Here is a 14,437-nt window from a genome sequence, read left to right on the forward strand (position 1 = left end):
CTGCCTGTTCATTATCATAGTTGAACAGATCCTCGTTCCACCGCAACTATTTTGACTTTTTTATCATTCCTCCTTATATTATAACGTCCAGTACTCCGTCATGATACATATATCGGCTGCTTGCTTCTTCATATTCAGTATTTTCACTATAGTGAAGCCCTGTAGCCTGAATTTCGGAAAAATCACGCTGGCGCTGTTGTTTAACATTTACCTCAAAATCACCCACGTGCACCCCACTTTGTTCAAGTTCAAAGCGTATAGCTTCAAGTTGCTGCTGTAACAGCTCTTTTGCTTCTTGGCTTTCAACAATAAAACGTCCGCTGATAATTCCATTCTCAAGCCCCAGATTCACCGAAAGCTTTCCTAAACTTTCAGGATGTAGTTTTAATGTTAGGCTTGTCCTTTCGCCTTCCTGCATCACTTTGGCTTTGTGTAAAAGCTGCATAAGCTCATCATTTACTAAGGGCTTTGCCTGCGTTGCACCAACAGTGCCATTGAGCTGCTTATTATTTACCTGAATAAAGGAATCATTGCGTTCGGTTATGTTTGGTGTTTTTTTATCTAATGGTTGTGCTTCTTCCAGCTTCCCTTTCTGTTTTACTGCATCAATAATTGTAGTTTCAGAATTTCGTTCAGTCTTCTGACTCCTTGCACCAAATGCCATAAGGTGATTGTCATGAGTGGATTTTGATTCCACTTTTTTATTTTTATTGTCCGATAGCTCATTGCGATGAACTACATGAGGAACTATCTGAGCACTGAGCACATCTTTCTTGCCAGCATTCTGCAACGTCGTCAGGTTTGCTATCAGCCGGGTGATATCGCTGCTTTTTGTATCCTTTCCCTTGCTGTTATTATCTATGGCTTTCTGCAATTGATTAATAACATCCTGAATGCTTTCCCTCCCCACTTTTTTTGTAAGACTATCATTAATAGTAAACTTCTCAGGCTTTGCTGAAGTATCGGGGAAAATACGTGTATGGACATCCTTTTTAAATTCATTCTGCTTTGCAGAAGGGATATTTTTATCAGTAACTATCGCCCGCGAATTATTTGTCAGTAATAACGAGGAAACTAACGATTGCAGTACATCAGACTTTTGCACTGCACCATCATCTTTTTGTGAATTCCTCCTATCAGCAATTTTCCTATCTGTTGCCTGTGAAAGATTCAAAGTTATATTAAAATTTGCCTCTTTTTCATTTTTGTCATTTTTGTTATCTATTGCCCTGGTAGCATCATAATTGCTGTCATTGTGTATTCCATAATCGTTGTTTTTAGTATTTGCCAAATATGGTGTTTCACTGTTATTGTGCACTGTTTCTTTCAATATTGAAATGAATGGAGTTACAGGTTCACTTACTTTATTTGTATGTGAACTTTGTGCCTTAAAATCAAAATCCATGACAACAGGTTTTACCATATTTATACCCTGAAATAAGATGATGTCTTACCATTAATATCGATTACCCTCATTTTTTTAATGAATTAATTTTAATTTTTTGGTAATTAAGCCTTACCAACATCAGTAAATTCCTGCATTATGTCATATTATATGGTATTTTTTTTGTTTTTCCATACATAGAAGTGTTGCAGCATCATTAACCAATCACTGCAAACATCTGGCTATCTTTAAAAAGCTAAAAATTCATGTTTTCAAGGGTAATAAAATGTTTAGTACAACAATATTTTTTATAATGGATGGTAAAATTGATGACGGATAATATTTAAAGTCATAAAAAATGAACACCTTTTTGCATCGCATCTAACAATCATAAATAGGAAATCGATGCTAATAAATAAAAAATATAAAAATTTTTATATTTATTTAAATTTTTTTTGTTGCTCTATTTTTCATGTGATATAACTAGTACTGTAACTTCTGCGCTATTACCTGCTATCTTAAGGGCAGGTGTATAGCGGCGTTATTTGGAATGTAATACTTCCATAATTGCCGATCCTCCATTTTTTATGGATCCCAGACTCACGTCCCCAAATGGGAGACCTCTTGGACACTCATCCCTGTCAAAAGCAGGGATGCTTTTTTTTGTAATTTTTTATTTTTTTCCTTTACATGTTCTATATTTGTTTTTAATTGCATTGTATTTTTTCAATGCTATGCCGATTGAAATACTATAAATTTTATAGAAGAAAAATGCAATTTTTTTGCGACATAATCTTGTATTTTTCTTGACAAATTACAAATTTTATAATTGGAAGAATTAGATTCACTGAATATAAGATATAAAATTACAGGATAAAGCGAGGTACACAAACAAATGGAAGCAATTGAATCACTGCACACGACAGAAACACAGGAGCCTCCGGATTTTTCCACTTCAAATTCTGATGAGCCCCCCTCGGCGTGCAGTGCAGTACCAAATGTGATAACGATTCTCCCTTCAAGGAATGTTGTCCATAAACCCGCAACAACAAGTAAAACAAAAATTTTCAGAAAACTTTTTTATCCTGATGTTATTGACTCCCAATGGAATGACTGGCGGTGGCAGATTGCAAACAGGATCCGTACGTATGAACAGTTGTCTGCAATCCTTGACCTATCACAAAGTGAAGTTGATGCAATCACCAGTCACACCCAACTACCCATGTCAATTACACCTTACTACGCAAGCCTTATTGATCGAACCAACCCTAATGACCCAATTCGCCGCTGCGTAGTACCAACAATACATGAACTCAGTCACAATGCCGGTGAATCCAATGATCCTCTTTCAGAAGATGAAGATAGCCCCGTTCCTGGTCTTGTACATCGGTATCCAGACAGGGTTCTTTTTTTAGTAACGGATTTTTGCTCTACCTATTGCCGTTACTGTACCCGCTCACGCATTGTGGGGCGTTCAAACTGCATACTACCCAACAAAAACTGGGATGCAGCTTTACGATATATTGCCGAACATACTCAGATCCGTGATGTATTAATCTCAGGTGGCGACCCTCTCACCATGAACGATTCCATGATAGAGTATCTTCTCAACCGGCTCAGAGCAATTCCACATGTTGAGATTATACGTATTGGAACAAAGGTCCCTGCTGTATTGCCACAGCGAATTACCCATTCACTGGTAAGTATGCTGAGGAAATATCATCCTTTGTGGATAAATATACACTTTACGCACCCCAATGAAATAACCCCTGAAACCATGAAAGCATGTAACAGACTTGCAAATGCTGGCATTCCACTGGGCAGCCAGACAGTATTACTGAAAGGTATCAATGATAGTGTTGATGTATTAAAAAAATTATACCACCTGCTTCTACAGTGCCGCGTACGCCCCTATTACCTGTATCAGTGCGATCCTATAGTAGGCTCATATCATTTTCGCACTTCAGTTGCTAAGGGAATTGAAATGATAGCAGGATTGCGCGGGCATACAACGGGTTTAGCAGTACCACACTATGTCATTGATGCTCCTGGAGGTGGCGGCAAGATCCCTCTGTTGCCGCAGTATTGCCAGGGGGTAGATGATGATTCAATTGTTCTGAAAAATTATGAACATAAATATTTCTACTACCCTGATACAAAATGACTGTAAAAGCCATGCGTGTTGGCCTGACCTACGACCTCAGAGATGATTACAAGGCATTGGGCTATGATGACGAAGCCATTGCGGAATTTGACAGTATAGAAACCATTGATGCCATTGACAACACGCTTAAGCAGTTAGGATTTATCACCGAGAGAATTGGTCACATCCGCAATCTAGTGTTACGCCTGGCACACAATAAGCACTGGGATATTGTATTCAATATTGCAGAAGGAATGTATGGTATAGGGCGTGAGGCTCAGATCCCTGCGTTGCTTGATGCTTATACAATTCCTTACACTTTCTCTGACCCACTGGTTATGGCACTTACTTTAAATAAAGCAATGACAAAACAAATACTGCGTGACCACCATATACCTACCCCTCCATTCGTATTGATTAATACTGTTGATGATATTGCACATTGCAATCTCACCTATCCTTTATTTGCAAAGCCTTACGCTGAAGGAACTGGCAAAGGCATTAGCGCCTCTTCAATCATCAACAATTCAGGCCAGCTTGAAACAACCTGTGTGCAGCTACTTCAAAAATACAAACAACCTGTACTGGTTGAAGAATACCTGCCTGGCAGGGAATTTACCGTGGGTATAGTTGGCAGTGGCAACAACGCAAGAGCTATCGGTGTCATAGAGATTATAGTACGTGAGCATGCAGAAGAAAATGTATATTCCTACACCAATAAGGAAAAGTGTGAAGAATTAGTAGAATACAAGCTTGCCTGCGATACTACTGCACAAAGTGCAATAACAGTAGCATTACAATCATGGAAGGTACTGGGCTGCCGCGATGCTGGCCGCGTTGATATTAAGTGCGATAGCTATGGCAATCCAAACTTTCTTGAAGTAAATCCTCTTGCCGGACTCCATCCAACACACTCCGACCTGCCCATTATATGCACTAACGTTGGTATATCGTACGAGCAGTTGATCGCAACCATTATGTATAATGCCTTAGAGCGTTATAGCTTACTGGATAAAGCTCCAAAAAATTTATCTTCATTCATCATAAAATAATAGTTGCACAAAAATAATAACGTTAAAAACTTTGTAATACCAATCACTATATTCACCAAAACTATTATTTTATACGTTGGAAGAATGGAGATAATTTTTATCCACCAGTACGTAGATGTTGATGCTCCATTAGATGAAAAAGATGTTCTGGAGCAGCGTGATGAGCTTAGTGGTATATTTAAAGAGATGGGATATCCCACTAGCTACAGAGCACTGCGTTCTCATCTTGATCTGCTGTCATTGCAAGAGTTATCGCACAAAAATTGCATTGTTTTTAATCTGTGCGAAAGCCTTTTTGGCCGTGATGACCTAATGTTTTTAGCACCGTTCATGCTTGAGCAGTACGGAATTCCCTTTACCGGCTCAGGCTCCCGTGCTATTGCACTAAGTTGCCATAAGCTTGAAAGTAAAAAAATAATGATTCATCACAATATCCCTACCCCTGCATACATTACTAAAGATACTGAGTATAGTGCAGATCTTAATGGCACCTATATTATCAAACCCTACAACACCCACGCATCAATTAATATTACCCAAGATTCAATAGTAACGGTGCAATCACAAAAGGACTTCACCATACTGAAAGAAAGGCTTTGTTCCTCAAGCAATCTTTTTGCAGAAGAATTTATTGATGGTAGAGAATTTAACATATCGCTCCTGTTAACTGATGATGGGGTTAAAATTCTGCCACATGCTGAGATACTTTTTGATAACTACCCACCCACTATGTATAAAATAGTTGATTATGATGCAAAGTGGGTACATACCTCATTTGCCTATGAAAATACTAACCGCAGTTTTATTTTTTCAGATGAAGACAAACCCATACTGGACGAAATTGACAGGATATCCCTTGCACTCTGGGATATTTTTTCACTTAACGGGTATGCCCGTATTGATTTCAGGGTAAGAGGGAACAAAGTTTTTGTGCTTGAGGTCAATGCCAATCCCTGCATATCTATTTACAGTGGTTTTATGGCAGCAGTACAGCAATATGGATTGACCTTTGCACAGGCACTTGATACAATCATACGACATCCTGTCCTATCACAAAAAATATATTCATGAATGAAATGAAGCACACTACAAAATACAATATCAAATATCGGGATTTCCCTATTGAAGATGATGGGGATGCCTTAGTAGCAATTCTTGAAGCAACTGGTTTTTTTTATCCCGAAGAAATTGATATTGCATTAGAATTACTCAATGAAAAATTAAAATTTGGCGATAGCTCAACATATCAATTTATATTTGCTGAATATGAGTCTACTGTAGTTGGATATATTTGCTACGGTAAGATACCATTGACGAAAGCATCATACGATGTATACTGGATTGCTGTAGACCCCCACTATCAAGGAAAAGGTATTGGATATGCATTACTACAGCAGGCTGAAGAGAAGATCAGGCATGAGGATGGCAAACATTTTTACATAGAAACTTCTGGAAGAAAATTATATCAGCCAACCCATGCATTCTATTTAAAAGCTGGATATACCATTATTGCAGTATTTAAGGATTTTTATGCTGATGGTGATGATAAATTAGTTTTCTATAAAAAATTATTATAACTTCCCGGTTACTATCTCCATACTTTTTAATTTTTCTTTGTTTTTTTATGAATATCAATTGTATCTTGACAAATAGCGTGTTACAATGATGTTATTACTATGAGGTTGTTATGGAATGTTTGTGTGGTGGAATATTGACCCAAGGTAAAAGCTGCTACAGTATCAGTGGGCAACACTTTTATCTTGTTATTGAAAATATTCCGGCATACAGGTGTACCCGATGTGGTAAAATATTGTTTGAAGATGACGTTGTTGATAAAATACAAGCATTACGTAAACGGGTTGAACGGGAAACAAAAGAGATTGTCACCGGCACCCCTTCAGTACATACATACGATTATTAACTTTATTAACATAATATTAGGAGAATGCGATCATGCGCGTACGATTTGCACCAAGCCCTACAGGTTTTCTGCATGTGGGCAATGCGCGAACTGCAGTACTCAATTATTTGTTTAAGAAAAAATATAATGCCACCTATATCCTCCGTATTGAAGATACTGATATGGAACGCAGCACTAAGGAATCAGAGCAATCTATACTCAACGACTTACAATGGCTTGGCATACAGTGGGATGAAGGTCCTGATTGCGGTGGTAGTTTTGGCCCATACCGGCAATCTGAACGATTTACCATTTACCAAGAATATACTGAAAAACTACTTGCAAGCGGCAATGCATATCATTGCTACTGCAGTCAGGAAGAACTTGACGCACAACGACAGATTGCAGCCCAAATGAATAAACCATTTGTATATCCCGGGACCTGTCGCAACCTTACACTAGAACAAAAAAAAGCGTATGAAAACCAGGGACGTAAGCCAACTGTGCGTTTTAGGGTTAAGGATGGAATTACCATTTCTATAGACGATCATATTAAAGGCAAAGTAGTATTTAACAGCGAAAATATTGGCGGTGATTTTATCATAGTGCGCTCTGATGGCGTACCTGTATATAACTATATTGTAATTATTGACGACACACTAATGAACATTTCACATGTAATCCGCGGTGAGGATCACCTGCCCAATACACCTAAGCAGATTTTGATTGCCATGGCATTGGATCTACCAGTTCCTCACTACGCTCACATGCCACTTTTACTTGGTCCTGATCGAACCAAGTTGTCAAAACGCCACGGTATAACTTCCGTTGCTGTATACCGTGAACAGGGCTACTTACCACAGGCATTGTTTAATTACCTGGCATTGTTAGGATGGACATTAGAATCAGGGGAGGAAATAGCTCCCATTGACACACTGGTTGAACAATTTGAATTGTCTAAGATTGGTAAAAGTTCGGCAATCTTTGACTTCCAAAAACTTAAATGGATGAACTCAGTGTATTTACGAAGTCTTCCCATTGATCAAGCGCGGGCACTATTTTATCCCTACATTGAAAATGCAGGCCTGAGTACATCTGATAGAGAATGGCTTAACAATGTAATTGACACTGTACGTGGAAATTGCGAGATAGCATCGGATATTGTTAAGGAGATATCACTATTCTATGGCGATACAGTGAAGTTTGAAGAAGATGCACTGGAAATGTTATCAAAGCCTGAAGCCAAAGAAGTTATAAAAACTGCACATGAACTGCTACACAGCACTATTAATGAAAATAATTACAGTGCCGAAACACTCAACATCATAAAACAAAAAACTGGATTGAAGGGGAAGATGCTTTTTATGCCATTCAGAGCAATGGTTACAGGGAGATTACATGGTCCGGAGCTTGATAAAATATTACCGCTGCTGGGTTTTGAACGTTTTGCAAAACGTATAGAATATTGCTATGAACGCTTTGCTAAATAAAGTGAAGATTCCAGCTCAAGCCCGGAATGACGGAGTGGGAATTTATGATTACATACGGAATGACGCAATTGAGTTTTATGGTTAGATACAAAATTGCATGGTAGAGACTCAAGGTTAAAATCATAATGACATGAATGAAACTATAGTGTTGTAGGAGTTTATCATAGGTATGAAACGATTTATTTTTGTAATAATCATAACAATTATTTTAAACGTGTGTGCATGTTCAGCACAAGCACCAAAAGAAATTCCGGTAGGCACCTGGCAGTACAATTTGCTAATTAATGGTGTAGAAATGGGTGTTGCAACCATTTCAAACAGCATTCAGGATAATCTATATATCTATCGTTTTGATTTATCAATGGGTAATGGCATAACACAATCACAGGATACTATAATAGAAACATTAGACTGTAAACCAGTAAAGCTTGAAAAACATACATATATCAAACAGGGGCAAACACAACAAAAACTTGACATAGTAGCCCTATGCAATGGCAACACCGTAACACTTATAGAAAATAATAGTAAAACCATTATAACCCTTGACGATGAGTATGTCCTTGATGGGAATTACTTTCTGTACATGCTTATTAAAAATAAATTTAAAAAAGGGTTGAAGATAACACAAAATATATATGATCCATCTCTCGAAAGAGAGAACACTATTCCAGTAACCATTACACTTGCAGGTACTGAAACAATATCAGTTAACAGTCAGATTAAAAAAGCTTGGAAAATTGAACAAAGTATTGGGAAAATCAAAAATATTATTGTATACCTTGATGAAAACGGTGTAGTGTTGAAAAGCTCCATAAAAATGCTGAACATGCAACTGGACATCATCCGAAAGGACTGACAATGAAAAAATTATTTGCCATAGCTATTACTACTGTTGTGGCTGGTTGTGTAGTATACATATATTCACAACCATTACCATCCAGTTTTTCAACGGTTACAATTGACAATATTACCAATAAATTATGGGAAGAAAATATTTCGCTTTTTATGATAACTTCGGATAATGCATTTACGCTAATTCAAACACCATATCAAAAAATCATTTCTTCAAAGCATAACAACAATCGATATGCAATTATTTGTGTAACTGGCACAAACAAAGAATATCAGGAAAAGCCTTCACAAAATGATTTAAAGGACACACGATTATTGCAATTAAATAATCCAATAATTCTTCAAAACGCAAAAAGAATAACCGGAAAAAACACTATTGAAGAAGCAGAACAACTTGTATACCACACAATAGAAACCAAGACTGAAGGAATCCCCATCATACCAGCTCCTTCAATCTTTGAAATTAAAAAAGGTGACTGTACTGAACATGCAATTGCAACTATTGCTCTCCTTAGAGCACTCCACATACCTGCGCGTGCTGTGGTTGGCATGATAGCTGTAAAAGAATATGCAGGTAAAAAAAATGTGTTTGTATTCCACATGTGGGCAGAAGCTTTTTATAATAATAAATGGATACTGGTTGATGCTACGCGACCTGGAAAAAAGAAAACAAATTGTTATATTGCCTTATCACATCACTCACTTGAAACAGAAATGCCACTTAATTTTCTTGAATCTATGGCACAAATACAAAATCTTAAAGTTACCTATCTTTCCGAATAGATTCTAACAGTATACGTAATTGCATAGCAGGATTCATTATCCTGCACATACTCACATACAGTACAACACCTAATGCCACAAGAACAAATGTATACACAATACCTTTCTGATATCCAAAAAACCATTGCACTGCATAAAGCACTACGCCCATTACTACAGCAGCACCACAATACTGTAGCAGTGATGTCATAAAGTTTTTACTTACTGCTACCTTCATTGTATGCATAAGTTTTATAATAAGAGCTATCGCCACAAAAAATAATGAGATGCTGTTTGCCAGAGCAAGACCACCATGCATAAGTGAAGTGCGCATAAGTACAAAGCCCACAACTATATTGAGAGCAACTGCGCTTATAGAAATTTTATTAATGAATGTTGATGCCCTCATGCTGATAAAAAGGGGCATTATAATTCTTACTACTGCAAAGGCAGGAATACCCACTGCGGCATACGCAAGCGCTGTATAGGTCATGGCTGTTTCATAGCTATAAAAATTACCATGTTCAAAAAAAGTGGCAAGGATGATCCTGCCTGTTGCAATAAGGCCTGCACTGGCAGGAAATGCAATAAATAATGACGCCTGTAGTATTTTAGTTATTGTTGATTGCAGTTGATCAATTTTTTGCTGTGCCCACAAATGCGATATTTCAGGATGATATGCATTGCTCATTGAAATTATAAATACACCGCTTACAATTTCAATGAATCTATCAGCATAATATAGATAGCTTACGCTTCCTTGTTGTAATGTTGATGCCATCATTGTATTTACAAGGACGTTAACGTGATATACTGCAACACCCATCACTGAAGATACCACCATACGTGACATATCAAAATATATATTCTTTTCAACTGACTGTATCCTTAAACGAACACCAGTCTTTGACAACGGAAACACCACAGTCAAGCACTGCATCACACCACCGGCTACCACACCTGCTGCAAGCCACATTACATTTGAATACATATAGGCAAAATAGCAAAAAAGAATGATACCCACATTAAGCAATAGTGGTGACAGTGCGGGTATAAAGAAAATACCACTAGTGTTTAAGATACCCATGGCAAATGCAACAATGCTTGCACACAAACAATATACGAACATCATTCGCAATAATACAACTGAAAGGTCTAAGACATCCGCACTAAATCCAAAGCCCAAAATCCCAGCTATAAACGGTGCTGCAAATATACCTGCTATTGATATGAACACCCCTGCAATAAAATATACTGAAAATAGTCTTTGTGCCATTTGCTTTCTTTCTTCTTTTTGGCGATAGCTCATAATAACAGACACCAGCGGTAGAGATAGTGTACCTTCAGCAACAAGCCGTCGCACCAGATTAGGGATTCTGAATGCAGCAAAAAATGCATCAATCTGCCATGAAGCGCCAAAGATCCAGGCAATAACCATATCGCGCACAAAACCAAGTATTCTGCTCAATGTAGTTGCTAAAGCAATATATGTAGTTGACCGTAGAGAGTTCATACAATTAATGTATTGACATATTTACTATTACATCACAGTAATTATATTAAAACACTTTTTGAATAATGCATGTGTTCCTCTTTTTCTAGAGGATGTTTCAGAATAAGCTAATACTTATTGATTGAACATTTTCAGCACCAATTGCATACAGTACAACTATTGAATCAACAACAATTTCAAGGATACATTATATGAGTCATCCTTTAATTACGAGCATAACATTTTTTGCGTTACTTTCAGTATTTAGTATATTTGTTCCAGATGTTGAAGCCGTCAATTATTACGAAGCTGGATGCCGCTATTATGTCCACAAAAATTGGGAAAAAGCAAAAGAAAATTTTTTAAAAGATATTGAAACCACAGATAGAGGGGATTCATATTATTTTATTGGAGAAATTGAAAAAAACAGGGGCAACCTTGATGCGGCACTGGAGTATTTTGAAAAAGCTGTCGCTCGCAAAATGACCCCCAAATACCGTAATTTAGCATACTGGAACCTGATTGTAATCTACGAATCAAAATCCAACTTCCCAAAGACTATCAAAACATGTAAATACTTTTATGAAGTACTTGGCGAGGCATCAGCAAAAACAAAAGCAGAAAACCTCATTAACAAGCTCATGTGGACCGAAAATGAAGATGCACGTAAAGAATATGAAGAAGGTCTCAATACCAAATCAAAGGATTATATGGTAGCGTTGCAGCATTTTAGACAGGCTGCAATGCTGGATAGCTCTTTTCTTTCCCCTGTATTTGAAATAGGCATGTATTACTACTCACAAAACCAGTACCGTGATGCGTTAAACTATTTCAATCAGATTTTATACCGCATACCCTTTTATGGGGAACTTCAGATGCTTGTAGGGGAAATATATTTCCAGGATAAGCGATACGCCGAAGCAGCCACATCATTTGAATCTGCGCTTGAATATGCATTTATTGATAAAGACATGAAGTACACTATTCAGCTTAAAACAGCAACCTCATACTATAATAGTGGGCAGTATGAAAAAGCCCAAAGTTTACTTGAACAGGCTATATCAACAAAAAAAGGAAACCTTGCACCATATTTGTTATTATCAGCCATTCAGATGCAGAAGAATGATTATGATGGGGCTCTTTTAACATTGCAATCTGCATATAAAATTGATTCAAATAATCCTGAAATACTGTACCAATTAGGTTTGGTATATTATAATAAAAATGACAACAAGGCATATGAATATTTTGAAAAAGTGTACTTGCAATACCGCCAAAAACAAAAGGAAGTGCCTTCAAAATACATAAAGGCATTCATTGCCACAGCGCAGTATTATTATACCACCAAACAATATTCTCGGGTGGTAGAACTTACCGCAATAGTTCCCCAAAATTTGCGCGATGAATCCCTCATGTTAAACTATGCACGCTCACTGTATATGCTTGCACAGTATAATGAGGCGATAGCTCATTTTACCAGATTCAAGCTTGCAGATAATGACTTAATTATTCTTTGCAGATGCTATGCCTTAATTAACAATACCTCAAAAGCAAAAGAGATAATATACACCAACTACTACGATACAAATTTCATTAATAAAGTAAAGGAAGACAAATTACTAAAACCGCTGTATAAGGAAGTTGAAAAGCAGCGTGAAGTTTCGGTAACAATACAACCACAGGAAACCAAGGATTCATCCACACCCCATGAAACTTCTACAGAACACACTAATCCACAATAACATTGTTGCCGTACTACAGGGTCTGTGTATTGCGGCAATTGCGATAGCGTTCTTTTTCATATTTGATTTTCTGCATATCGTCACTATAGCCTTCATTGCCTCAATAGGGTTACAATCATGGTGCCAGCTTAATCCATGTTACCCTGATTACATCACCAGTGCAGAAGCTCCACTTGCCTCATTATCATTCTTAATCGTCATGATTATTACACAATCAGTGCCGCTATCAATCACTGTTACGTTAATAGTACTTTTGGCGTATCACTATTTTTTTTCATCATCAGAAGTTTACCGTGATACCTATTTTACCGCTTTACTTTTTTCAATTGTATTTCTTTTTATCAGTGCATATCTCAATCACATTGGCACTTTTGATGATTATCCTGGTAAAATTATTATTGGTGTTAGGGGCAATACATTATCCATCATTATTATTTCTACACTCATGAGTATGCTACATATATATCTTTCAAAATTAAAATATGAATTGAGCATTATTAGTTTAGGGAGCAATTATTACACTCTTTTACCGTTTAACGAAACTGTTTTCCCTTTGATAATAAGTATTACTAAAGCTGTAGTCACTACCTTCATCTTTCTTTTAATTGGGTGGATGGGAGCATTGCTCACAACTATTCCGTTACTACGCAAATCTAATCAAATCATATCTGTAATTGTATTAACGATAATTATATCTTCACTGCTATATGCACAACACTATATAAGCCCACTGTATATTATTATCCCAATCGTAATCATTGACTTTTTCTTTGTATTTATTCATGCTAAGAGGTTACCATGCTCAAGCTGAACAATCTTTCATTAACAATTGCTGATAATCAGATACTTAATAACATAACAGTTGAATTTTTTGAAGGTGAAATTATTGGTATTATTGGCAAACCCTCATGTGGCAAATCTGTATTGCTTCAAACAATTTCTCAACACTACACACACTACACCGGCCAAATTACTTTTAATTCCAAATCAATTAAAGCTTTAAAAAAAAATGATTTTGCACAAAAAGTTTCTTTTCAACCACCAGGAATTTATCACAACTACTACATAACACTTGGTGATTATCTTTTATTGAGCAGATTGCCCTATAAACGTTTTCTTTCACCATTTCAGCCGTTTGATTTTGAGATTGTCAGTAAATATATTGATCTCTTTGATTTACAGCAATACACAAATACACCACTAATGTTACTTTCAGCCGATATTCAAGCACGCGCGCTATTAGCTTTTCATTTTATCCGTCAGGCACAGGTAGTACTGCTGGATAATCCTACACAAAATCTTTCTTTACTTTCCTATAGCAAGCTTCACGATGCAATTATACGATACTGTTCTACAGGAAAAAACTTATGTATTATTGCTTCACATGACATTAATTTTCTTGCTCAAACGGTAGATAAATTTTACATAATGGAAAACGGCACAATAGTTCACTCTTGTATTCCTGCCGATTTAAGCCAAGATGTTATAAAAAAATTTTTAGGGATTGATGTATTTATTACACGAAATATCTATAATGGCAAGCCAAACGTGCATCTCTATTTTGAGTATTAACTGTCAAATATCATACTGCTATAGTCTATGCATACTTTCAAGTAA

At 36.8% G+C, this 14,437-nt stretch carries 13 protein-coding genes; 11 read left to right on the forward strand and 2 right to left on the reverse strand.

Features of this window, described 5'->3' with window-relative positions; all coding sequences use genetic code 11:
• Positions 1-73 precede the first annotated feature (73 nt).
• Complete coding sequence (locus N3F66_09250; protein MCX8124336.1) at positions 74-1,423, reverse strand: flagellar hook-length control protein FliK; 1,350 nt, start codon at positions 1,421-1,423, stop codon at positions 74-76.
• An 856-nt stretch (positions 1,424-2,279) separates the two neighbouring features.
• On the opposite strand from N3F66_09250, the gene N3F66_09255 reads away from it, so the two are divergent.
• The 8 genes from N3F66_09255 to N3F66_09290 all read left to right on the forward strand — a co-directional run bounded on the left by N3F66_09255 (position 2,280) and on the right by N3F66_09290 (position 9,607).
• Complete coding sequence (locus N3F66_09255; GenBank protein MCX8124337.1) at positions 2,280-3,548, forward strand: KamA family radical SAM protein; 1,269 nt, start codon at positions 2,280-2,282, stop codon at positions 3,546-3,548.
• Positions 3,545-4,579 (forward strand): ATP-grasp domain-containing protein, encoded by a 1,035-nt coding sequence (locus tag N3F66_09260; GenBank protein ID MCX8124338.1) that lies wholly within the window; start codon positions 3,545-3,547, stop codon positions 4,577-4,579. Before N3F66_09255 ends, N3F66_09260 begins: the two co-directional genes overlap by 4 nt.
• An 84-nt stretch (positions 4,580-4,663) precedes the next feature.
• Complete coding sequence (locus N3F66_09265; protein MCX8124339.1) at positions 4,664-5,650, forward strand: ATP-grasp domain-containing protein; 987 nt, start codon at positions 4,664-4,666, stop codon at positions 5,648-5,650.
• Positions 5,647-6,156, forward strand: coding sequence for a GNAT family N-acetyltransferase (locus N3F66_09270; GenBank protein MCX8124340.1), 510 nt, complete (start codon positions 5,647-5,649; stop codon positions 6,154-6,156). Before N3F66_09265 ends, N3F66_09270 begins: the two co-directional genes overlap by 4 nt.
• Positions 6,157-6,266: 110 nt before the next feature.
• A complete protein-coding gene (locus N3F66_09275) occupies positions 6,267-6,500 on the forward strand; it encodes a YgiT-type zinc finger protein (protein MCX8124341.1) in 234 nt (77 codons plus the stop codon).
• Between the two features lie 32 nt (positions 6,501-6,532).
• Complete coding sequence (gene gltX / locus N3F66_09280; protein MCX8124342.1) at positions 6,533-7,969, forward strand: glutamate--tRNA ligase; 1,437 nt, start codon at positions 6,533-6,535, stop codon at positions 7,967-7,969.
• Between the two features lie 169 nt (positions 7,970-8,138).
• A complete protein-coding gene (locus N3F66_09285) occupies positions 8,139-8,828 on the forward strand; it encodes a hypothetical protein (GenBank protein MCX8124343.1) in 690 nt (229 codons plus the stop codon).
• Positions 8,829-8,830: 2 nt separating this feature from the next.
• Positions 8,831-9,607, forward strand: coding sequence for a transglutaminase domain-containing protein (locus N3F66_09290; protein ID MCX8124344.1), 777 nt, complete (start codon positions 8,831-8,833; stop codon positions 9,605-9,607).
• On the opposite strand, the gene murJ is transcribed toward N3F66_09290, so the two are convergent.
• Positions 9,588-11,099, reverse strand: a complete 1,512-nt coding sequence (gene murJ, locus N3F66_09295) for a murein biosynthesis integral membrane protein MurJ (GenBank protein ID MCX8124345.1) — start codon at positions 11,097-11,099, stop codon at positions 9,588-9,590. The two genes, N3F66_09290 and murJ, sit on opposite strands and share 20 nt — an antisense overlap.
• A gap of 191 nt (positions 11,100-11,290) precedes the next feature.
• On the opposite strand from murJ, the gene N3F66_09300 reads away from it, so the two are divergent.
• From N3F66_09300 to N3F66_09310, 3 genes are read left to right on the forward strand one after another with little or no spacing between them, the layout of a single operon-like run.
• Positions 11,291-12,820, forward strand: a complete 1,530-nt coding sequence (locus N3F66_09300) for a tetratricopeptide repeat protein (protein ID MCX8124346.1) — start codon at positions 11,291-11,293, stop codon at positions 12,818-12,820.
• Positions 12,786-13,631 carry a hypothetical protein gene (locus N3F66_09305; GenBank protein MCX8124347.1) on the forward strand — a complete coding sequence of 282 codons (846 nt, stop codon included), beginning with the start codon at positions 12,786-12,788 and terminating at the stop codon, positions 13,629-13,631. Before N3F66_09300 ends, N3F66_09305 begins: the two co-directional genes overlap by 35 nt.
• Positions 13,619-14,392, forward strand: coding sequence for an ABC transporter ATP-binding protein (locus N3F66_09310; GenBank protein MCX8124348.1), 774 nt, complete (start codon positions 13,619-13,621; stop codon positions 14,390-14,392). Before N3F66_09305 ends, N3F66_09310 begins: the two co-directional genes overlap by 13 nt.
• Positions 14,393-14,437: the final 45 nt, after the last annotated feature.

The organism is Spirochaetota bacterium, from assembly GCA_026414805.1.
GTDB lineage: Bacteria > Spirochaetota > UBA4802 > UBA4802 > UB4802 > UBA4802.